This is a genomic window from Prosthecobacter sp. (genome assembly GCF_046154365.1).
Taxonomy (GTDB): Bacteria; Verrucomicrobiota; Verrucomicrobiia; order Verrucomicrobiales; family Verrucomicrobiaceae; genus Prosthecobacter.
In genome coordinates this window covers 1-20,022 of record NZ_JBJXFV010000169.1, presented here as the reverse complement: position 1 = coordinate 20,022, position 20,022 = coordinate 1, and the positions used below count along the sequence as shown (strand labels likewise).

The window sequence follows — 20,022 nt, the reverse complement described above, 5'->3', positions numbered from 1 at the left end:
ATGAAAGACCTCCATAAAGTCATCAAAACCATCCGTCTCAGCGAAAAAGCCACGCTGCTCGGCGAACAGAACAATGAGTACGTGTTCTCCGTCGATGTCGATGCCACCAAGATCGACATCAAGCAGGCCATTGAAAAGCTGTTCGGCAAAAAAGTCACCGGCGTCCGCACCTGCAACTATGACGGCAAGGCCCGTCGTGAACGCCGCGCCGACTACGGCCGCACCAATCATTGGAAGAAAGCCATCGTCCGCCTCAAAGCGGGTGAAAAGTTCGATCTCGCTTAACCCTGGCATCCGGCCCGCAGGCACAACCCTTTAACTTATCCCACCGTCATGGCGCTGAAAACATTCAAGCCCACCACTCCTACCAATCGTTACAAGGAGTGGAACTCCTTTGATGAGATCACCAAGCACTCGCCGGAGAAAAGCCTCACCGTGGCTCTCCGCAAGTCTGGTGGCCGCAACAACACTGGCCGCATCACCACCCGTCACATCGGCGGTGGTCACGTCCAGCGCTATCGCCTCATCGACTTCAAGCGCTCCCGTCGCGATGAAGCTGCGAAGGTCGTCGGCATCGAATACGATCCGAACCGCTCCTCCCGCATCGCCTTGATCGAATACAAGGACGGTCAGCGTGCCTACATCCTCGCGCCGAACAATCTCGCTGTCGGTGCATTGGTCACCGCCGGTGAAAAAGCCGCTCCTGAACTCGGCAATGCGCTGCCTTTGAGCAAAATTCCTCTCGGCACCTCGATCCACAACATCGAACTGTCCCCCGGCAAAGGCGGCGTTGTCGCCCGTGCCGCTGGTCAGGCCGCCGTGCTCTCCAACCGTGAAGGTGAATTCGCCCTGGTGCGCATGCCTTCCGGCGAAATCCGCAAGATCCTCGCCACCTGCTATGCCACCATCGGCCAGGTCGGTAACGTTGAGCACATGAACGTCGTCAGCGCCAAGGCGGGCCGCACCCGCTGGCAGGGCACCCGCCCGACCGTGCGCGGCATGTGTATGAACCCGATTGACCATCCGAACGGTGGTGGCGAAGGCCGCTCCAAGTCCGGTGGTGGTCGTCAGCATCTCCTTAGCCCTTGGGGCCATGCGAAAGGCGAGAAGACTCGCAACAAGAAGAAGGCCACGAACAAGCTCATCGTGCAGACCCGTCACGCCAAGAAGTAATCCATTCCTCACTCACGCACTCTCATGGCACGCTCCCTCAAAAAAGGCCCCTTCGTTCAGCAAGCCCTCCTCGACAAGGTGGACAAGCTCAACGACGCCAAGCAAAAACGCCCGATCAAGACCTGGGCACGTTCCTCCATGGTCACTCCTGACTTGGTGGGCCACACCTTCCTCGTTCACAACGGCAAGGACTTCGTTTCCGTCTATGTGACTGAAAATATGGTCGGCCATCGCCTCGGTGAATTCTCCCTGACCCGTCTCTTCAAGTCTCACGGTGCCGTCACCGTCAAGGCCGCCAAATAATTCGTCCTCGTTCTCCTACTCGTCCTCGATTCTATGTCGTCCTCCGCTCCAACACGCATCCTTTGCTCCCTGCTTCTCGCAGCGAGCATCGTGACCGTGCCCGCGCAGGACCGGCTTGAGTTGCAGGAACTGCACACCACCCTGCAAGTCGCGGCTGCCAAGATTCAGGCTCTCGAAGCTCAAAACTTGGCCTCCAAGGACAAGAATGATGCGCTGGCCCAAAGTGCTGCCGCTGCCAATGCCGAAACCTCTGAGTTGAAGGACCGCTACGAAAAACTGCGCGGCCTTCTGGAAGGTCTTGGAGTCGGTGCGCTCGAAAACTCCAAGGATCAGACCCAGGAACGCCTGCTCTCTGCTCTCAGTGATCTGCGCATCATGAAGGAACAGCGCGACGAACTCGCCAATGCCTTGATTGAACTCGCTGAATCCGGCATGGGCCTGATGAAAAGCGCCCAAAACGCCGATCCAGCCGCCGCTGACCGCCTCAACAAGGCAATCACCAAGGCTGATGGTGCTCTCGTCAAAGCCGGTGGCGGCCAGGCCGAAGGCCAACCTGCCGGCGACATGCAAAATGCTCGAGTCGTCAGCTTGAAGAATGAACTCGGCATCGCGGTGCTCTCCATCGGTGGCAAAGATGGCGTGAAGCCCGGCATGCCATTTGAAATTTTCCGCGAAGACAAGCCCATCGCCAAAGTCCTCGTCACCGAAGTTCGCAACTCCGTCTGTGGTGCCGTGGTCCAGGAACTGGCCAGCGCCACCGATCCCGTCCGTGTGGGCGACCGGGGCCGCGTCGATCTCAACAAATCTCTCTAAAGAAGTCCACAGAACCCCCTCGCTTTTATGTCCGTCCGCTCCGTCCTCAAATACGCCAGGATCTCCTCGCAGAAAGCCCGCCAAGTCACACGCGCCATCACCGGCATGCCTGTTTCCCAAGCGCTGAGCGTTCTCGACTTCACCCCGAAGAAAGCCGCCTTCCTCATTGGTAAAACTCTCCGCTCCGCCATCGCGAACGCCGAGAACAACCACGAACTGGACGCCTCCGAGTTCATCGTGGAATCCGCCATCGCCACTCCCGGTCCCGTCCTCAGCCGCATCATGCCACGCGCTCGTGGCTCAGCCGCTCCGATTAAGAAGCGCATGACGCACATCACCGTTATCATCGGCGCCCCGAAGGTTGAAGAAGCCAAGTCCGAAGGAGAGAAGAAAGCTCCTAAATCCGCCCGCCGTGACGCTCCTGCCAAGAAGAAGGCAGCCAAAGCCGCCAAAGCCAAAGTTTCCGAATAACCGCAACGCCTCCGAACCGCACCTCCTCACTTTATGGGACAGAAAGTAAATCCGATCGGCTTCCGCCTCGCAGTCACCAAAGACTGGCGCTCCAAGTGGTATGCCCCTGAAAAAGAATACGCCGATTCGCTCCACAGCGACCTCGCGATCCGTGGCTATCTCAAGGAGAAGCTCATGCAGGCTGCCATTGCCAAGATCGTCATCGAACGCGCTTGGAACCAGGTCCGCGTGACGCTTCACACCGCCCGCCCCGGCCTTGTCATCGGTCGTAAAGGCCAGGAAATCGAAGTGATGAGCCAGAAGGTCTCCGAAATGTGCGGTGGCAAGCAGGTGAAGATCGACATCTTCGAAATCAAGCAGCCCGAACTCGATGCGCAGCTCGTCGCTGAAGCCGTCGCCGTTCAGCTTGAGCGTCGTATTTCTTTCCGTCGCGCCATGAAGCGCTCCGTGCAGACCGCGATGGACATGGGTGCTGATGGCATCCGTCTCCGCTGCGCCGGTCGTCTCGGTGGTGCTGACATTGCCCGTGCTGAGTGGTATCGCCAGGGCAAGGTGCCGCTCCAGACCCTGCGTATCCCGATTGATTATGGCTTCGCTGAAGCACGTACCGTTTACGGCATCATCGGCGTGAAGTGCTGGATGAACCGTGGCAACGCCCCAGAAGGCGTATCCCGTCCTTCCGGCGACCGTCGCCCGCGCAACAACGACCGTGGTGACCGCCGTCCTGGCGCCCCTGGCCCGCGTGGTGGCGAGCGTCCACGCACTGGCCCTGGTGGCGGTGGTGGCGGCTACGGTGCGCCCGCACCTGCTCCAGCGCCTGCACAGGCATGATCTGACCCACTTTTGCACTAACCCTTTTTCACCGGACCTAGACTATGGCCCTTCTTCCCAGCAGAGTTAAATATCGCAAGCACCAGCGCGGCAATCGCGGTGGCAACGCCACCAGCGGCAACAAGCTCGACTTCGGCGAGTTCGGACTTCAGACGCTTGACCGCGGCTGGATCAAGAACATCCACATCGAAGCCTGCCGCGTCGCCATCACGCGTTTCCTGAAGCGCAAAGGCAAGGTCTTCGTCCGCATTTTCCCTCACAAGCCCGTTACGCAGCGCCCACCAGAAGTCCGAATGGGTAAGGGCAAAGGCGCACCTGAGTTTTGGGTCGCGGTCGTGCTTCCTGGGCACATGCTGTTTGAAATTTCCGGCGTGAACGAGGCCACCGCCCGTGAAGCCTGCCGTCTGGCCGCCACGAAGCTCGGCCTCCGCTGCCGCTTCGTCAGCCGCGAAAGCCTGCACAAATAACACCCCTGCGAACTGAATTTATGAAGATCAAAGAACTCCGTGAATCGACTGTGGAAGAACTTTCCGCACGCCGTCGCGAACTGAAGCAGGAAGCCCTCAATCTGCGTGTCCAGCAGAGCGCCGGTGGCGGCCAGCTCGAAAACCCTGCGCGCCTGACCCACATCCGCAAGGAGATCGCCCGCATCGAAACCATCATCACCGAGCGCACCCGCGCCGCCGCTGCCAAGAAGGCCGCCTGATCCCGGATAACCCCCTGAAGCATTTCTAATATCATGAGCGAGCCCACCGCAGCAGCCCCTGCCGCCCCCGAAAAGAAAACCGTGCGCAAAACGCGTGTCGGCGTCGTGGTGTCCGATAAAATGACGAAGACCATCGTCGTTGAGGTCGAACGCCGCGTTCCCCATCCACAGTTCAAGAAGATCGTGCGCAAGACCTCCAAGTTTTACGCCCACGATGAAGCGCAGCAGGCCAAGGAAGGCGACAAGGTGCTCATCGTTGAAACCCGTCCGCTCTCGAAGCTGAAACGCTGGGAACTGGTGGAAGTGCAGAAGCACTAGTCCTGAAATTTTCGAACCTGAAACCCTGAAAAGAGGAAACAGCTTATGTTGCAAATGGAATCTTCAATCCCGGTGGCTGATAACACCGGTGCCCGCTTGGCCACGATGATCGGCGTGCTGGGCAAGAAAAACAGCCGCTTCGCCTACATCGGCGACATCATCACCGCTCACGTTCGCGAGTCCACCCCGACCGCCGCCGTGAAGAAGGGCGAAGTCGTCCGTGCCGTGATCGTCCGCACCTCGCACCCGATCCGTCGTGTGGATGGTTCGATCCTGCGCTTCGACAAGAACGCCATGGTCATCATCGACAAAGACAACAACCCGCGCGGCACACGCATCTTTGGCCCGGTGGCCCGTGAACTGCGCGACAAAAACTTCATGAAGATCGTTTCCCTCGCCCCCGAAGTGCTATGAGCAGCCACATCAAGACCCACGTTAAAAAAGGCGACAATGTCGTCGTCATCTCTGGAGCCGCCAAAGGCGCGCAGGGCATCGTCCTACAAGTGCAGCCAGCCAAGGGCCGTGTGCTCGTCGAAGGCGTCCGCATGATCAAAAAGGCCATCAAGCCCACCCAGCAGAACCAGGCCGGCGGCTTTCAGGAAAAAGAAGCTCCTATCCACATTTCCAACGTGAAGCGCGTCGAAGCGCCCGCGAAAGAGAAGAAAAAGAAAGTTGCCAAGAAGAAGGCCAAGGCATAAGCCGCAACGCTTCGCCACGATTCGATTCGCAGCTCCATCGCCCGCATTCGCTCCACCCGAGCGTCTGCGGGCGCCTTTTTGTGACGTTGCTTCCGCATGACCGTCTGGGACAGGCGGTCCTTTGTTATTCGCGACACCATCGCCGTTTTCATGGGTAACCTTGCCCATACCCGGGTTTTCAGTCCTGCCGCAGGATGGGCGTGTTCTCCGAACACTTCACCACACTCCTCTCATGAAAACTTACATCCGCCTCTCTGGTCTCACCGGTTCTTCCGCCAAGCAGCCGTCAACACTGTCCCTCGCAGACTGGCCGCGCTATGAACGGCAGCTCTACCTGACACGGTCAAAACAAACCTACACGGTCCGCTCCGTGGACACTCAGGTTGCGGTCGCTCCTGCCCGCTCAGGCTGGCGGAGTTTCGTTTCTCATGCCCGTCGTCTGCGGGATGTGCTGCTCGCAGCCATTGTGTTTGCCGTGCTTGCCGGCGCTGCTCTGGCGCAGCCTAAGAATGAAACCGTGGCGGTCGGTCCATTGACGCTGAGCGCGGAGCAGTTGCAGTGGCTGATTGCCAAAATGACGATGCGGCAAAAAGCTTCGCTGGGAGCGCAGTCCATAAACCAGAAGGGCCGGACGAGCGGCACAGCGGCGCAGAACCAGGCCCCGGCCCCGGCCCCGGCAGTTGGCGGTAATGCAGCCGCCCCCAAGACTGCGGCGAATCCTGTGGCCACACCCGGCGCACAGACCACTCCTGCGCAGAACGCTGCCGTGAACACTCCCGTTGCTCCAGTGGAGTCGGCGGACATTCCGGACATTCGTTTCACTGCCGTCGATGGCCGAGTAGTCGATCTTGCCAGCCTGCGCGGCAAAGTTGTCTTGATCGACTTCTGGGCCACCTGGTGCGGCCCCTGCATGGCCGAGATTCCGAATGTGGTGAAAACGTACAACCAGTATCATGATCAGGGCTTCGAGATCGTCGGCATCTCCTTCGACACCAGCGAGGCTGCGCTGCGGCAGGTGACGAATGCCAAGAACATGCCCTGGCCACAATACTTCGACGGCAAGGGCTGGCAGAACACCTTCGGTGTGAAGTATGGCATTCGTTCCATCCCCACGATGTGGCTCATTGATCAGCAGGGCCGGATTGTCACGAAAAACGCCCGCGCCAATCTGGCGGAACAAGTGGCGAAGCTCCTGACGCCGAACGGTTCTGGCACTGTGATCACGGCGGTTAGCAACACCCCCAGCGCACCTGTGGTTGTGTCGAAGCCATCGGTGCCTGTTGCACCAGCAGAGATGCCAGACATCCGTTTCACCGCCGTCGATGGCCGTGAGGTCGATCTCGCCAGCCTGCGCGGCAAGGTGGTGCTGATCGACTTCTGGGCGACCTGGTGCGGCCCCTGCATGGCCGAGATTCCAAACGTGGTGAATGCGTACAACAAGTATCATGAGCAGGGCTTTGAGATCATCGGCATCTCCTTCGACACCAGCAAGGTTCCGCTGCAACGAGTAACCCAGGCCAAGAACATGCCCTGGCCGCAATACTACGACGGCAAAGGCTGGCAGAATGCCTTTGGCGTGAAATACGGCATCAGGGGCATCCCCACGATGTGGCTCATCGACCAGCAGGGCAGGCTCGTCACGAAAAATGCCCGCCAGAATCTGGCCGGCCAGGTGGAGAAACTTCTGGCAACGGGCGGCGCGAATTAAGACGGGATGACCCAATGGCGGAGCCCTCGTTTCACAGTTCCGCCATCCCGCCGCGCTTGATCCAGTCATTCAACGGCTCGAACTGAGTCACATCCAAGGTGATGCCGCATCCAAAGGGTGCGGCATTCACGCTTTGCAAATCGAGCGTGCCATTCTCAATGCGTAGCGTCGCAAAACCTTTGGCATGGCGTTGATACAAGTCGGCATGCTGCGCGATCATCGCGTCCTGCGTGGCAGATGAGTGCATGCTCAGACCTCGGAAGTAGTGATGGCCGTTGCGCTCCACATGCGTGATGCCGAGCAGAGCCATGACGCTCAAGTCTTGCAGCAAGGCCACCGGCCCCGCGTTCGCGAGGTCTTCACCGCTGAGAATCGGGCCGCCTGGAATGGTAGCGACGCGTTTTTTGAGCAAGGCGGCATTGGCGATGCCTTTGACGATGCCTTTGCAGTTCTTGTGGCTCGTGCCGCGATAGCCGAGGTCGAGTGCCAGCGGCAGATCGGCCAGGGAACCGTCGCTTTCGTCGATGATCATGCCCAAACTGTCTCCCACGGCTTCGTTCAGCGCCTTGGAGCGATGCAGCGGCTGTTCTATGAGCAGCAGGCTGCGGAACAACGGTGCAAGCGCGGCATCGGCGCTCAACGTCGCATAAAAGTCACGGAAGCTCGTCAGATCGTAGAACTGTTCGTTGCCATCCAGCGTCGCATGAAAGCCGTCCGGGCAGTTCGCCGTGAGGATGCGGGTGATCTCGCGCAGACGCGGCAGATCGGTCTCCGGTTTGCCACAGACCTTGAGCTTGAAGTAACGCAGGGCATAAGCACGAATGTTTTCCTCCAGCGTGTAGGGCAGCCCGTCATTCAAAGCCCCATCCGCCGCCGTGAGCGGATCGCCGAGGCCGATCGTGTGTCGGGCAAAGATGCGTGCCAGCGGCTGCGGTGCGATCACATCGGTCACCCGCATGCCGCGCAGTTCCTCACGAACCGCGCCGAGATCAATGCCGAGCACGTCTGAGCGCAGCACGTCATGCAGCGGCAGTCCCAGCGCCTTGCACAGGCCGTCGAGCACAGCTCTCTCGATTAAACTCACGCCCAGATTCGCCAGCAGCGGCGGCACTTCCTTCACCTGCGCCCAGTGCGTCTGCTCCGCATACAAGTTCTGCCACCACGCGAAGAAACCTGTCGCCTTCTCGGCGGCCAGTCGTGCAATGCGTGACGCATTCTGAATCACCGCAATCATCTCGGCCAGATCGACCTCAAACAGCGTGTCTGGATCCTTCGTGAACCACTTCGGCGGCAGGCCTTCGCTCGCGAGTCCGGCCACTGCTTTACCATCCAACACCAAGTTCACTGTCACAAACAAATGCGGCAGGGCGCTCATGCTGGCGATGCCGTACTTGAACGGGAATCGCGTGTGCATAGGCAGCACATGAAACTGGAAGGACTCGATGGTGAAGGTCATGGGTGATAGGAGCGTCAACGGTCAAGACGTCAAGAGGGTCAAGGTGCGAGACCTTGACCCTCTTGTGCGTTGACTTCGTGACTCGCTGTTAAACCAGCGCAGCGGGGGACAGTTCTTCCTGTGCTTCGATGGCTGTCAGACGCTCTTGCTCTTCGTCGAGGTCTTCGTGGATGAGCTCGGACTCATCCGTGGTGCCGTCACCGGATTGTTTCCGGCGTTTGGGTGGGTTCGGCTGATTCGGCGCTTCGAGGGCGAGTTCTTGCACGGTCTTGTCCATGGTGCGGCTGTCTTCGGTCGTCATGCGCACGCCGACGGGCTTGCTGATGCCGAATTCCTGCATCGTCACGCCGTAGATCACATCCGCGCGGCTCATGGTGCGCTTGTTGTGGGTCACGATGATGAACTGTGAGTTGTCGATGAACTTGTCGAGCATCTTGAGGAAGCGGCCGATGTTCGTTTCATCGAGCGGAGCGTCCAACTCGTCCAGCACGCAGAAGGGGCTGGGTTTGACCTGGTAGATGGAGAACAGCAGCGCCACAGCGGTCATGCTGCGCTCGCCACCAGAGAGGAGGCTGATGGTTTGCAGCTTCTTGCCGGGCGGCTTGGCGATGATTTCGATGCCGGACTCCAGGGGATCGCCTTCATCCACGAGCATGAGGTCAGCCTTGGCCTGCGCACCAAAGAGTTCGCGGAAGTTGTCGTGGAAGAAGCCGCGCACCTGCGTGAACGTCTCGACGAACATGGTCTTCGTGGTCTCGTTGATCTTCGCAATGACCTGTAGCAGTTCGTCCTTGGATTTGACGAGGTCGTTGTGCTGCGTGTCGAGGAAGTTGTGACGCTCTTCGAGTTCTTCAAACTCCTGAATGGCGTCCAGATTGACCGGGCCGATGCCTTCGAGCTTCTGGCGCAGTTCATAGACGACTTCCATGACGAAAGCCCAGTCCGGCTGCGCTTCTTCGCCAGGGATGACGATGTTTTCGAGGTCTTCGTCGTCATCGCGGTTGGAGATCGCGGGAACGACGTGCTCTTGAGGTTCCTCGGGGGTGTCGGACTGGTCGGACGAGTCAGACATGTCAGACGGTGTCCCATCTGAGGCTGGCTCAGCAGCATTCGCCGCAGCCTTCTTGCCACGGCTGCGATTTTTCTTCTGCTCCTCGATGGTGACCATGAGCACATGGTAATCAGGCTCAAAGGCGTTGATGTGGAAGCTGTAGCGCTCCTGCACCTGATTGATGAGGTTTTCGAGACGGAGATCGACTCGCGTCAGTGCAACTTCAGCGCGGTTGCGCGATTCGTTGAGGCCGTTGTAGCTCTGACGCAGTTGCGTGAGCTGGGTTTCGAGCTGGCTGACCTGCTCGAACAATCCGGCGCGTTCTTCCGTGCGGGCTTGCAGGTGTTCTTCGATGGCGGCGATGGCGCCACGCTGGGATTCGACCTGTTCCTGGAAGCGGGCGTTTTCAGCATCGCTCTGCTGGATGCGGACGCGCCAGGTGTTGATCTCTTCGGCGAAGCGATTCATGCCGGCCTGCAATTCCTGCAAACGCACGCCGAGTGGGGCTTTCTGGCGTTCGATGGAATGCAGCGCGCTTTGTTCGAGCGCGAGCGCAGTGCGGAGTTCGTTGAGACGCTCGCTGGATTCGAGTTCGCGACGGAGGAAGGACTCCATTTCGAGCTCAAGCTCGCCTTCGCGGACGCGGGAGGACTCAAGCTGCTCCTGCGCTATGGCAGCAGCCTCGCGGAGTTGATTGATCTGGCTTTCAGAACCGCCGATGCGCTCCTGGATCTGATTTTGATCCCACTCGACACTTTCGAGCTTCGCGGTGGCTTGTTGCAGCGCACGCTGGACGACGCTGATCTTGCCTTGGAACTGCGAGAAGCCTTCACGCGCGCGCTGGCTCTGCTCGCGGAGAGAAACTTCCTCGCGCTGCATGTCTTCGAGCTGGGCGCTGACGGTTTTCACCGCGTCTTCCTTCTCCATGAACTGAAGTTCAAGCGCTTCGACCTCGGTGCGGAGTTGGCGCACTTCGGCTTCACGACGCAAGGTGGAGGAGCCTTCTTCCTTGCTGGCACCGCCGTTGATGATGCCGTCGGTGGAGATGAATTCACCGCGCATCGTGGCGATGGCGAGGTGCGGCATCTCACGCTTCATGCGCAGTGCCGTGTGCAGGTCATCGACGATGACCACATTGTGCAGCAGGTGATCAATGAGGCTCTGCACGCCGGTTTTGACGCGCACTTTATCGGTGGCCCAGGCGATGGCACCAGCGGGCATGAGTTCGCGGTCCGCAGCGTTGCGCAGATTGCAGAAGTCATGCGGCACGAGCGAGGCACGGCCCATCTTGTGATCGGTGAGGCGGTCGATGATCTGCGCGGCGAGTTCGCTCTCGGTGAGCAACACCGCTTGCAGATGATCTTTGAGCGCGGCTTCGATGGCAGGGATGAAATCGGGATCGACTTCGATGCTGGAGGCGAGCAGGCCACGAACGCCAGTGGAATAGACTTCCGGGTTGTCGAGGCCGCTGAGGACGCTCTGCGTGCCGGAAGAGAGGCCTTCGCCTTTTTGCAGCAGTTGTTCGAGGATTTCGAGGCGTGACTTGCGCTGGGTGAGGTTGCGCTGGAGGCCGTTGAGTTCGTTGTTCATCGCGTCGCGCTGACGGCGGCGTTCAATGATCTCACGGGCACAGTCCTTGGCCTTCTCGTCGAGTTGATTGCGCGTTTCTTCGAGTTCCTGGATGTTGCGCTGAAGCTCGTCGTATTCGATCTGACTGGACTCACGGGCCTGCGCGGCGGTTTGACGATCATGCGCGAGTGACTCGTAGCGCTGACGGTCGGCGGAGATTTGATTGCTCAACGACTGCGCACGCGCCTCGCTGGCGGCCATCTGGCCTTCAAACTGGCGAATCGACTCGCGAATGGCGCGACGGTCGCTTTCAAGGCGGTTGCGCTCCGGCAGGATGCTCTGATGCATGCCTGCGTGCTCGTTCATCGCAAGCTGACGTGTTTGGATGTTATCGGTGATCGCGAGAAGTTGTTCATCGGCATTCGCGAGATCGCGGCGGGCCTGATCGAGCAGTTCTTCGTTGGCTGCGATCTGTTCTTCGTTCTGACGGATGCGGCCTTCGAGTTCCTCGCTGCGCTCCTTGTTGAAGCCGATGCGGCCTTCGGCGCTCTGCATCTGCGAGCGGAGTTCCTGCGCCTGCTGGCGTGCCTGGCTGATCTGCGATTCGAGCGCGTGGTAGGCCTCGCGCGTTTGCGCGGCTTCCGTTTCGGCGGTTTGCAGCTTGCGCTGCAATTCTTCGATCTGGTTCGCCATCATGCGCACCTGGGTCTCGGCTTCGGACTTCTCGCCGCTAAACTCGGTGTATTGCTTGTGCGCGAGGTGGGTGTCGAGCAGGCGCGTGTCTTCGAGCAAGGTCTGATAACGGCGTGCTTTGGCCGCCTGACGCTGCAAGGTTCCCATCTGGCGCTTCACCTCCGCGACGATGTCGGCCACGCGGAGCAGATTGGCCTCGGTGTATTCGAGTTTGCGCAATGCTTCCCGCTTCTGAGATTTGAACTTGGTGATACCGGCGGCTTCTTCGAACACCGTGCGACGGTCTTCAGGCTTCGAGCTGAGCAACATGTCGATCTGGCCCTGCGCCATGATCGAGTAAGCCGCACGACCGATGCCGGTGCCCGCGATGAGGTCGTGGATGTCTTTGAGACGACAGACCGTGTTGTTGAGTCGGTATTCGCTGCGACCATCGCGGAACACGCGACGGGTGAGGGCGACCTCATTGAAATCGACGTTCAACGACTGCTCGCAGTCCGCCATGGTGAGCGTGACTTCGGCAAGACCCACGGGCTTGCGCTTGTCCGTGCCATTGAAGATGACGTCGGCCATTTCATCGCCGCGAAGAGCCTTGGCAGACGTTTCACCGAGCACCCAGCGGATGGCATCGACCACGTTTGACTTGCCGCAGCCGTTCGGGCCGACAATGCCAGTGACGCCTTTGTGGAATTCAAAGTGGGTCTTGTCCGCGAAGGACTTGAAGCCGTGAAGGGTGAGGCTTTTGAGATACATGACGGGAAAGGGGAGGCGTTAGAGTTGAGAAAGTCAGAAGTGCTCAGTGCTGAGTGCTCAGATCTGGGAATGGGCGTGGCCGGGAAAAAGGAGTGCTGAGATGGATTGAACCATTCCATGCCCCATGCCCGCAAGAACGAAGGCCGTTTTTCCCTTATCTTGGGCTTAGTTAGGACTTCCGAAGCAAGATGTGGGATTTTTCAGCTCCCAAAAGCTGTGAATAAACGCAGCGGCTGTGAACAAGTTTCACTCAGCCGTAACCATACAGAAGGTGAACCACAGAGGCACCGGGAACACAGAGGATTTAAGAAACACCTGGAAGTCACCTCATGGTGAAATCGATCAACAAGACTCTTCCCTCTGTGTCCCCTGTGTCTCTGTGGTTCCATTGCATGGACACGGCTCAGGGCATATTCAACCTGCTAGCATCTCGCTCACGCTTTAGATATTCTCCCGGCTTCAAAATCGCCAAGCGGTAAAAACTGGCACCGAGTAGATCCTGAAAGTCGTTTTTGTCCAAAGTCAGCAGCACGTCCGCCCATGCCAACGCGCCGAACAACACAGTGCGGTCCTTGGGGACACTGAAAACAGCAGGAAGGTGGATGCTGTAAACATCCTGCATCACGAGGAGATGCGCCTGGATAGCCGGCCACTCCACCGGCGCGGTGGGCGACACCTGTGGCAGGTTTTTCTGCACTTCGGAGATCACATAGGGCGTGACGACAAGATGCCAGCGATTCAAGGCTGCAAGTTCAATGATCTGACGTGAGGCACCTTAAGCCGAGCCGCATGCTGATAGCAGCACGTTTGTGTCGAGGAACAATCTCATGAGGCGGCCCGGAACCCACGCATGTCTTCCTCGTCATCTTTAATCCATTGCTGAATCTGAGCTGGCGTAAAACTACGCGGCTCTGGCACTGTGGCGCGGGCGTCACGCAGACGGTCAGCGAGGAACAGCAGCAGGCTTTCCTGCTGTTCTGGCAGCAGCGTGGCTGCTGCGGTCTCGATTTCTGTGAGTGTGCTCATGGTTCAAAATAACCAGTTCAAGCCCTGCGGGCAAGTGGTGGTCTGTAGTCTAGCTCGCTCAATACACCGCTTTGCGATGAAACAGAAAGCTCTCCAGCAGCAGCAAGGCGAGCGCGAGCCAGATCAGACGCTTGGGCCAGGTGCTGAAGGCGGAGGCGGTGATGAGGGGGGCTGCTGGTTGGCTGGAGAGAGCTGTGTCGGGAGGCAGGGCAGGGAGATTGGTTTCAGCGTCGGAGATCAAGGCGCAGGCACCGCTGTGGTCGCCGCTTTCCCATGCGCCGATGCGATTGAGGGAGAGCAGGCCGTTGGCGGGATCGTCGGAGGCTTCGATGAAGGCGTCGCCATCCCAGGCATGCCATTGCACGAGGCTGCTGGCATGGAGCATCTCGCCCGTGTGCAGCGTGCGCATGTCGGCGAGGGCTTCGCTGTTTTCGGCGCACCAGTAAAGCGCGTTGCCTAGAATGAGCGGGAAGGACGGCAGCAGGGCGAGTTGTTCGGACTGCGAGGGCGAGAAGGCGGTGACGACGATGCGCTGGCCGCTTGATTCACCGGCAGCAAGCACGGGTTCTGTGCCAGCGATCCACAAGGGTTCCAACGACGCGGGAAGTTCGAGCACGGTCGTTTGCGTGACAGCGATGCGGCTGCTGCTGGCACGGAAGAGCACGGGATGATCGGGCTGCACAGCACGCACGCTGTCATGGGGCAGGCCTTTGAGCGGGCGAGTGCGCAGCGGGCCGGAATTGGTCAAAGGCGTGAGCGCAATCACGGGACGATCCGTGGGCCACTCTTTGGGCAGCCAGTTTTCGAAGACATAGACATCCGGCTGCTCCTTCGGCGGCCACGCGGCGGGATCGCCCTTCTTCATGTCGATGCGTCCGGCTTCGATGAGCGATGAAAGCGCGAGTTCGGTGAAGGGATCGGGCTTTTCGGCAAACCAGGCGACGGTGAGCGGCTTGGTTTTGGGCAGTGGCGCGGCAAGGCCATCATCCCAGCCAAAACAATCGCCTGTGGTCTTCAAACGCATCTCCAAACGCTGACCGCGCACGCCCTCGAGCGGCAGGATGAGCGAGGAGGAGGCGCCGGGGGCGAGTTCAAGCTCGCGTAGTTGGGCGATGCGACCGGCGATAGTGATTTCGAGGGTCGAAGTGGTCTTCTCTTTGTTGCTGGCGGCAGCGCTGACTTTGACGAAGGCTTCGTAACGATCACGGGCGAGCGGGCTGTGACGGATTTGGAAGCCGGTGATGCCGACGTTGAGTGGTTCGGGCAGTGCTACGGGAATCGAATCGACCGCAGCATCCACAACGCGCGAATCCGCCGCCAGCCAGATGCGGGAACGTGCTTCGAGGTCGGCGAGGCGTTTGGCGACGTTCAACGCGGCCTCGGTTTTGCCTTCGATGGGTGCAGGCGTGAGTTCATCGAGCAGGCGCAGGCACTCACGGCGGTTGCGGCTGCGTGAGAGCAGCACATGCGGGCGTGCATCGAAGGCAATCAGCGAAAGCACAACCTGATCGGGCAAGGAACGGATGCGATCCTTCACACGACGTTTCGCTTCATCGAGTCGGGCGCGGCCTTGCATGTCTTTGGCAGACATCGAAGCAGAACGATCGACGACGATGACCACCGCACCGGGAGAATCGGCCGAGAGATTGCTGCTGGGGCGTGCGAGAGCGAGGATGACGAAGAACAGCACCAGCAGCGTCAGCAGGAGCGAGAGCCATTTCTTGATGCGCCGCAGCCACGCGGACTCCTGATGCTCACGGGCGAGCGATTTGAAGAACAGCAGCGTCGAAACCGGCACCCGTTTCGCCTGCCGGCGGAACAACCACAGCGCCAGCGGGATCAGCGCGAGCCAGGCGAGGTGGAGGTAGCTGGGGTTGAGGAAGCGCATGCGTCAGTGTGTTGGTGGGACAGTAGGACAGTAAAGCTGTCGAGTATCAACTGGCCACTGAGCACTGAGCACTGAGCACTTGACGGCGTTGGGGCATCGGCGCGGTAGCATCGAGGACGAGTAGGAGTAGGAGGACGAGTAGGATTGATCCGAGCACTGAGCACCGACGCACGCACCAGCTCACTTCCGCAACTCATCGAGCGCCTGCTTCAGGTGCCCCTCGATCACGTCTTTGCTGACGTAGGCTTCACCGATTTTGCGGAGGAGGACAAAGCGGATCTTGCCGTTCTCGAATTTTTTGTCCATGCGGGCGATGCGCATGATCTCCTCGATGTCGAGATCGTCGGGAAGCTTGGTGGGGAGATCGCAGAGCTTGAGCAGTGCGACGATGCGTTCGTAATCCACGCCGGTGAGGTCAGAGATTTGCGCGGAGAGCCACGCAGCGGCACGCAGGCCGAGGCTGATGGCTTCACCATGCAGCAGCCTGCCATAACCGGCGGCGGCTTCGATGGCGTGACCCAAAGTGTGGCCAAAATTGAGCAGCGCGCGCGTGCCGATGGTTTCATACTCATCGGCTTCGACGATGACGGCCTTGATGGAGATGTTGCGGCGGATGAGGCCGACGATGTCACCTTTGCCTGCGGCGATGTCCTCGATGGCCTTGAACATGGAGGCATCGCGGATGCAGGCGTGCTTGATGATTTCGGCGAAGCCTTCGTTCCATTCGCGTGTCGCGAGCGAGCTGAGCGTGTCGAGATCGGCGATGACATGCACCGGCTGGTGGAAGACGCCGACCATGTTTTTGGCATGCGGCAGGTTCACGCCGGTCTTACCGCCGACAGAGCTGTCCACTTGCGAGAGAACGGTGGTGGGCACCTGCACGTAGGGAATGCCGCGCTGATAAATCGAGGCGCAGAAACCGGCGAGATCGCCGATGACACCGCCACCGAGGGCGACCACGAAGCTTTTGCGGTCCAAACCGAAGCGCACCATCTCGCTGAGCACGGATTGACTCCAAGTCAGCGATTTGGACGACTCACCGGCGGGCACGGTGATGAGATGCGGCTCCTTGCCGACGGCGCGCAGGCTTGCCATCACAGTTTCGGCATACAACGGGCCGACATTCGAGTCGGTGACGACGGCGCACTTCACGCGGTCCGGCATTTTCTTGTTCACTTCCTCACCGAGCGTCTTGAGCAGACCACGCCCCACCTGCACGAGGTAACTGCGCGGACCTAGGTTGACGAAGACGGGGCGGACGGGCTGGACGGGCGGAGGCATGGAAAGAGTTCGAAGATGCGGGAGAGTGCGTACTCTGCCGCCGGAAGGGAATCGAGGCAAATCGTTTGGAAGCAGCGTTCGCGCCTAAACCAGGTGATTTGCCGCTTGGCATAGCGCCGCGTGGCCTGCTGGATGGCGGCGATGGTGTCTTCCAGGTTCCCGCGTCCGGCGAGATGCTCGCGCACGTCACGAATGCCGATGGCTTTCTCGGCCGTGGGCGAGAGTTCACCGAGCGCGGTGACTTCGGCGATCAAGCCGGCCTTAATCATGGTCAGCGTGCGCTGATTGATGCGGGCGTAGAGCGTTTCGCGGTTCCAGTCGAGGATGATGCCGTTCACCTGCGGTTCTTGGGCCGCAAACGAACGCCGCAGGCCGGACTGCGGGCGTCCGGCGAGCAGGCAGATTTCCAGCGCACGCTCGACATAGCGCGGATTGCGCAGATTCACGGTGGTGGCGGCCTCGGGGTCGCGCTGGAGCAGCCAGGCGATTTTTTCCCCGGCGCTGAGATGCTTGAACTGCTCGCGCAAGGCTGGCGAGGCGGCGGGCAGGGGAGACAGGCCGTGCGTGAGCGCCTTGAGGTACAGCCCCGAGCCGCCGACGACAATGGACGTGCGGCCACGCTGTGCGATGTCTTTGATCACCGGCAATGCGAGGGCGTGGTAGCGTTGTGCATCACAGGATTCGGTCAGTGGCAGGACGCCGTAGAGATGATGCGGCACGCGGGCCAGTTCGGTGGCGGCAGGTTTCGCCGTGAGGATGTTCATGCCCGCATAAAGCTGGAAAGCATCGGCGTTGACGATTTCACCGCCGATGCGTTCGGCGAGCGCGAGCGCCAGCGCCGATTTGCCGGAAGCGGTGGGGCCAACGAGGAAGATGGTTCTGGCGGGAAGCATGCGAGGCGGTGCGTCATACTCGCGGAAACGGCAGCCCGCATCAAGGCGCAGAGAGATTATTGACCGACGGGACCGGTTTGGCAGCATGCGGATCATGCTCAGGACTGAAGAGCGCGGTGAATGTGGGCCAGCAGATCAAGCGGCTGAAGACCGGCCCATGGTCATGGCGAAGGAGGTAGATCAATGGCTGTCAACTATCGTCACCTGACCCTTTCCTGCTTTCATTAGCTTCGCGCCATGAATTCCAAGCCTGCGGCTGCCGGGTAGGAGTAAAAGGGCAGAAGGTAAAAGCCTAGCCACCAGACCCCACCACCAACACACAACGGAACCCGATGCTGACGTCACGATTACCGGGACCGCGGTCGTAGCGGTAGGACGAGAGCAGACTCGACGGACCGCTGTACCACGAACCCCCGCGCAACACACGACCGGTAAATGAAGGTTCATAAGGATCCGGGCACCACTCCGAAACATTCCCTCCGAGATCGTAGATGCCGTAACGATTGGGGCGATAGCTACCGACGGGAGCCGTTCGCTCATAACCATCCTCTGGCAAGTTGTAGTTTCCTGCATTGCTTGGCGGTGGGAAGCTAATTCCCCAGGGATAGACATCGACGATTTTCCCATCCTTTGCCTTGGGTGTAGCCCGTGAATCCTCTTGATCGCCAATGCCTACAGCGCAGCTCCATTCATGATCGGTGGGCAGGCGATAGTTTTTTCCTTCCTTGCGACTTAACCACTCGCAGAAAGCCATGGCATCATCGAAACTCACATAGACGACGGGGTGGCTGCCTTTGCCGGATGCTTTTTCCCAAGAAGAATCGGTGCCTGGAGTTTCGCGGGCATAAGCCTGATATTGGTCATAGGTGACTTCGGTGGTGCAGAACTTCACGTTTGTTAGGGGCACGGACACGAACTGCATTCCCAATTTCTCCACAAAGGACTCTATGTTCGCGGAGGGTTGCCTCTCCTTCTGCGAGTCCGCGTGTGGTGACTGAAAGATCCTCAAACCAAGAAAGACGAGTGCCAACATGCCTGCCAGTAACAGCGAAGCTTTCAGCCATGTATTCGTGCTGTTGGCTGGCGAGACGGATGGACTTGTTATCGCTGGGACAGGCGTGTCGCTGGACGCCGATGGTGCTCTCTGAGCAGCTTGTGCAGCCTGAGCTAGGTCTTCGCCACAGCTCACGCAAAACTTCATTCCGGGAGGATTTTCGAGCTTACAAGATGCGCAAATCATGGGGCATGTGGTGGCATGGGTGTTGGGCTTGTAGCGAAGGAATCGTCCAATTTCAGCGGCTTCGGCATTCCATTCCCACATTGCCCGCAGCATTTGTATTCCCTGGGCCAGTGCGAGAAACAGGAGGGACAGATTTGGAAGGGCTCGGCAATCTTCTCGAAGCGGAGTTTCTCGATGCGGTCACGCAGGGTGGCAAGGGCGGCGGCGAGGGAGCTGGCGGCGGCGGCGCGTTTGCGGCCACGAAGGATGATGTTGGATTCGCTGGCCAGGGCGTAGCCGGTCTCGGTGGCGCGGAGGCGGGCGTCGAGGTAGTTGATGGTGAGATCACAGGCGGCGTGCAGCGTGTCGGGCGAGGTGATCTCGGCGAGGTGGGCTTTGATCTTCTCCATCTCCATGTGGAGCAGGGGGTGGCGGGCGGCATCGAGCGTGATGGCGCGGGCGCGGGAGAGCACGGAATCAAGGAACTGGGAGACCTCCTCGCGGGCGGCGGTGAGGCGGGCGAAGCGGCGGGTGGCGGCGGCGGCTTTGGCAGCATCAACCTCGATCTCGGTGAGGCGATGATAGGCGGCATTGATTTCCTGGAGCCACTGAATGGAGACGGGGCTGCGTTCGCGCCGGGCTTTGAGGGTGGAGAGGGTTGCGAGAGTTTCCTCAAAGCGCTTTTTGTGGCCGGCGAACTGGCGGTAGTGGCCGTGCTCGCGGATGTGGCGGAGCCGTTCCTGGAGGTCGGTGTTTTCGAGCTTCACCGCCTCGGCAGCGGGATCAAGGTGCTGCTGCACGAAGCGGAGGACATCGGCCACGAGTTCGTGGCGGTAGAAGGTCTGGCGGTCGAGGATGGATTTGGCGTGGTCGGTATCATCGCGGAGCAGGCCATCCAGCAAGGCGCGTGATTCCGAGATGCGGCCCGACTCCGCAAGCATGGCGGCGTGGTTCACGCGGACGACGGGGGAGAAGGGATCGAAGGAAAGCGCCTTGGAGGACGCAGAGAAGGACTTTTCTTTGTCGCCCGCCTGCCAGTAAAAATCACTGAGCAGACGCGAGCGCAAAAAGTCCATGGTGCTTGATCATGCCTCGGGGGGCTGGTACAAGAAGGCACACCTTCACTCATGCGCCACTTCAACGCCCCCGATTCACTCGCACAAAACAGCCTCTTT

Annotated in this window: 21 protein-coding genes; 12 read left to right on the top strand and 9 right to left on the bottom strand. The window is 59.7% G+C overall.

All coding sequences use genetic code 11. The features are described 5' to 3' along the window. From rplW to ACKVY0_RS21815, 12 genes are all read left to right on the top strand, one after another. Positions 1 to 285 carry a 50S ribosomal protein L23 gene (rplW, locus tag ACKVY0_RS21870; protein ID WP_409216978.1) on the top strand — a complete coding sequence of 95 codons (285 nt, stop codon included), beginning with the start codon at positions 1 to 3 and terminating at the stop codon, positions 283 to 285. Between the two features lie 48 nt (positions 286 to 333). Next, complete coding sequence (gene rplB / locus ACKVY0_RS21865; protein ID WP_409216977.1) at positions 334 to 1,173, top strand: 50S ribosomal protein L2; 840 nt, start codon at positions 334 to 336, stop codon at positions 1,171 to 1,173. A gap of 24 nt (positions 1,174 to 1,197) precedes the next feature. Continuing rightward, entirely contained in the window at positions 1,198 to 1,476 is a 279-nt protein-coding gene (gene rpsS, locus ACKVY0_RS21860) for a 30S ribosomal protein S19 (protein WP_294398970.1), read from the top strand. Positions 1,477 to 1,509: 33 nt separating this feature from the next. Then, a complete protein-coding gene (locus ACKVY0_RS21855; RefSeq protein ID WP_409216976.1) occupies positions 1,510 to 2,289 on the top strand; it encodes a hypothetical protein in 780 nt (259 codons plus the stop codon). A 27-nt stretch (positions 2,290 to 2,316) separates the two neighbouring features. Further along, positions 2,317 to 2,760 (top strand): 50S ribosomal protein L22, encoded by a 444-nt coding sequence (gene rplV / locus ACKVY0_RS21850; RefSeq protein ID WP_409216975.1) that lies wholly within the window; start codon positions 2,317 to 2,319, stop codon positions 2,758 to 2,760. 33 nt (positions 2,761 to 2,793) lie between these two features. Continuing rightward, positions 2,794 to 3,591 (top strand): 30S ribosomal protein S3, encoded by a 798-nt coding sequence (gene rpsC, locus ACKVY0_RS21845; protein WP_409216974.1) that lies wholly within the window; start codon positions 2,794 to 2,796, stop codon positions 3,589 to 3,591. Positions 3,592 to 3,635: 44 nt separating this feature from the next. Beyond that, positions 3,636 to 4,058 carry a 50S ribosomal protein L16 gene (gene rplP / locus ACKVY0_RS21840; protein ID WP_409216973.1) on the top strand — a complete coding sequence of 141 codons (423 nt, stop codon included), beginning with the start codon at positions 3,636 to 3,638 and terminating at the stop codon, positions 4,056 to 4,058. 20 nt (positions 4,059 to 4,078) lie between these two features. Beyond that, complete coding sequence (gene rpmC / locus ACKVY0_RS21835) at positions 4,079 to 4,297, top strand: 50S ribosomal protein L29 (RefSeq protein WP_409216972.1); 219 nt, start codon at positions 4,079 to 4,081, stop codon at positions 4,295 to 4,297. Between the two features lie 33 nt (positions 4,298 to 4,330). Next, on the top strand, positions 4,331 to 4,615 hold the full coding sequence (gene rpsQ, locus ACKVY0_RS21830) for a 30S ribosomal protein S17 (RefSeq protein ID WP_409216971.1): 285 nt from the start codon (positions 4,331 to 4,333) through the stop codon (positions 4,613 to 4,615). 45 nt (positions 4,616 to 4,660) lie between these two features. Continuing rightward, positions 4,661 to 5,029 carry a 50S ribosomal protein L14 gene (gene rplN, locus ACKVY0_RS21825; protein WP_409216970.1) on the top strand — a complete coding sequence of 123 codons (369 nt, stop codon included), beginning with the start codon at positions 4,661 to 4,663 and terminating at the stop codon, positions 5,027 to 5,029. Further along, on the top strand, positions 5,026 to 5,313 hold the full coding sequence (gene rplX / locus ACKVY0_RS21820; protein ID WP_409216969.1) for a 50S ribosomal protein L24: 288 nt from the start codon (positions 5,026 to 5,028) through the stop codon (positions 5,311 to 5,313). The genes rplN and rplX overlap by 4 nt, the downstream gene beginning before the upstream one ends. A 232-nt stretch (positions 5,314 to 5,545) precedes the next feature. Continuing rightward, positions 5,546 to 7,021 (top strand): TlpA family protein disulfide reductase, encoded by a 1,476-nt coding sequence (locus ACKVY0_RS21815; protein WP_409216968.1) that lies wholly within the window; start codon positions 5,546 to 5,548, stop codon positions 7,019 to 7,021. A gap of 31 nt (positions 7,022 to 7,052) precedes the next feature. Here ACKVY0_RS21815 and ACKVY0_RS21810 read toward each other — a convergent pair whose 3' ends face one another. From ACKVY0_RS21810 to ACKVY0_RS21770, 9 genes are all read right to left on the bottom strand, one after another. Beyond that, positions 7,053 to 8,477, bottom strand: coding sequence for a hypothetical protein (locus ACKVY0_RS21810; protein ID WP_409216967.1), 1,425 nt, complete (start codon positions 8,475 to 8,477; stop codon positions 7,053 to 7,055). An 88-nt stretch (positions 8,478 to 8,565) separates the two neighbouring features. After that, a complete protein-coding gene (smc, locus tag ACKVY0_RS21805; RefSeq protein ID WP_409216966.1) occupies positions 8,566 to 12,540 on the bottom strand; it encodes a chromosome segregation protein SMC in 3,975 nt (1,324 codons plus the stop codon). Between the two features lie 403 nt (positions 12,541 to 12,943). After that, positions 12,944 to 13,282, bottom strand: a complete 339-nt coding sequence (locus ACKVY0_RS21800; protein ID WP_409216965.1) for a hypothetical protein — start codon at positions 13,280 to 13,282, stop codon at positions 12,944 to 12,946. 83 nt (positions 13,283 to 13,365) lie between these two features. Then, a complete protein-coding gene (locus tag ACKVY0_RS21795) occupies positions 13,366 to 13,566 on the bottom strand; it encodes a hypothetical protein (protein ID WP_409216964.1) in 201 nt (66 codons plus the stop codon). Positions 13,567 to 13,624: 58 nt separating this feature from the next. Then, positions 13,625 to 15,454, bottom strand: coding sequence for a vWA domain-containing protein (locus ACKVY0_RS21790; protein ID WP_409216963.1), 1,830 nt, complete (start codon positions 15,452 to 15,454; stop codon positions 13,625 to 13,627). A 180-nt stretch (positions 15,455 to 15,634) separates the two neighbouring features. Continuing rightward, a complete protein-coding gene (gene aroB, locus ACKVY0_RS21785; protein ID WP_409216962.1) occupies positions 15,635 to 16,735 on the bottom strand; it encodes a 3-dehydroquinate synthase in 1,101 nt (366 codons plus the stop codon). Continuing rightward, positions 16,690 to 17,628 carry a tRNA (adenosine(37)-N6)-dimethylallyltransferase MiaA gene (gene miaA, locus ACKVY0_RS21780; protein ID WP_409216961.1) on the bottom strand — a complete coding sequence of 313 codons (939 nt, stop codon included), beginning with the start codon at positions 17,626 to 17,628 and terminating at the stop codon, positions 16,690 to 16,692. The genes aroB and miaA overlap by 46 nt, the downstream gene beginning before the upstream one ends. A 292-nt stretch (positions 17,629 to 17,920) precedes the next feature. Beyond that, positions 17,921 to 18,520 (bottom strand): formylglycine-generating enzyme family protein, encoded by a 600-nt coding sequence (locus ACKVY0_RS21775; RefSeq protein WP_409216960.1) that lies wholly within the window; start codon positions 18,518 to 18,520, stop codon positions 17,921 to 17,923. A gap of 344 nt (positions 18,521 to 18,864) precedes the next feature. Continuing rightward, positions 18,865 to 19,923, bottom strand: coding sequence for a hypothetical protein (locus ACKVY0_RS21770; RefSeq protein WP_409216959.1), 1,059 nt, complete (start codon positions 19,921 to 19,923; stop codon positions 18,865 to 18,867). Positions 19,924 to 20,022 lie beyond the last annotated feature (99 nt).

Coding starts and splice junctions, on each gene's coding strand:
- aroB (WP_409216962.1), bottom strand. CDS start 16,735: ATGCCTCCGCCCGTCCAGCCCGTCCGCCCCGTCTTCGTCAACCTAGGT.
- rplP (WP_409216973.1), top strand. CDS start 3,636: ATGGCCCTTCTTCCCAGCAGAGTTAAATATCGCAAGCACCAGCGCGGC.
- ACKVY0_RS21810 (WP_409216967.1), bottom strand. CDS start 8,477: ATGACCTTCACCATCGAGTCCTTCCAGTTTCATGTGCTGCCTATGCAC.
- smc (WP_409216966.1), bottom strand. CDS start 12,540: ATGTATCTCAAAAGCCTCACCCTTCACGGCTTCAAGTCCTTCGCGGAC.
- rpsS (WP_294398970.1), top strand. CDS start 1,198: ATGGCACGCTCCCTCAAAAAAGGCCCCTTCGTTCAGCAAGCCCTCCTC.
- miaA (WP_409216961.1), bottom strand. CDS start 17,628: ATGCTTCCCGCCAGAACCATCTTCCTCGTTGGCCCCACCGCTTCCGGC.
- rplV (WP_409216975.1), top strand. CDS start 2,317: ATGTCCGTCCGCTCCGTCCTCAAATACGCCAGGATCTCCTCGCAGAAA.
- rplB (WP_409216977.1), top strand. CDS start 334: ATGGCGCTGAAAACATTCAAGCCCACCACTCCTACCAATCGTTACAAG.
- ACKVY0_RS21770 (WP_409216959.1), bottom strand. CDS start 19,923: ATGGACTTTTTGCGCTCGCGTCTGCTCAGTGATTTTTACTGGCAGGCG.
- rplN (WP_409216970.1), top strand. CDS start 4,661: ATGTTGCAAATGGAATCTTCAATCCCGGTGGCTGATAACACCGGTGCC.
- rpmC (WP_409216972.1), top strand. CDS start 4,079: ATGAAGATCAAAGAACTCCGTGAATCGACTGTGGAAGAACTTTCCGCA.
- rplW (WP_409216978.1), top strand. CDS start 1: ATGAAAGACCTCCATAAAGTCATCAAAACCATCCGTCTCAGCGAAAAA.
- ACKVY0_RS21855 (WP_409216976.1), top strand. CDS start 1,510: ATGTCGTCCTCCGCTCCAACACGCATCCTTTGCTCCCTGCTTCTCGCA.
- rplX (WP_409216969.1), top strand. CDS start 5,026: ATGAGCAGCCACATCAAGACCCACGTTAAAAAAGGCGACAATGTCGTC.
- rpsQ (WP_409216971.1), top strand. CDS start 4,331: ATGAGCGAGCCCACCGCAGCAGCCCCTGCCGCCCCCGAAAAGAAAACC.
- ACKVY0_RS21790 (WP_409216963.1), bottom strand. CDS start 15,454: ATGCGCTTCCTCAACCCCAGCTACCTCCACCTCGCCTGGCTCGCGCTG.
- rpsC (WP_409216974.1), top strand. CDS start 2,794: ATGGGACAGAAAGTAAATCCGATCGGCTTCCGCCTCGCAGTCACCAAA.
- ACKVY0_RS21795 (WP_409216964.1), bottom strand. CDS start 13,566: ATGAGCACACTCACAGAAATCGAGACCGCAGCAGCCACGCTGCTGCCA.
- ACKVY0_RS21815 (WP_409216968.1), top strand. CDS start 5,546: ATGAAAACTTACATCCGCCTCTCTGGTCTCACCGGTTCTTCCGCCAAG.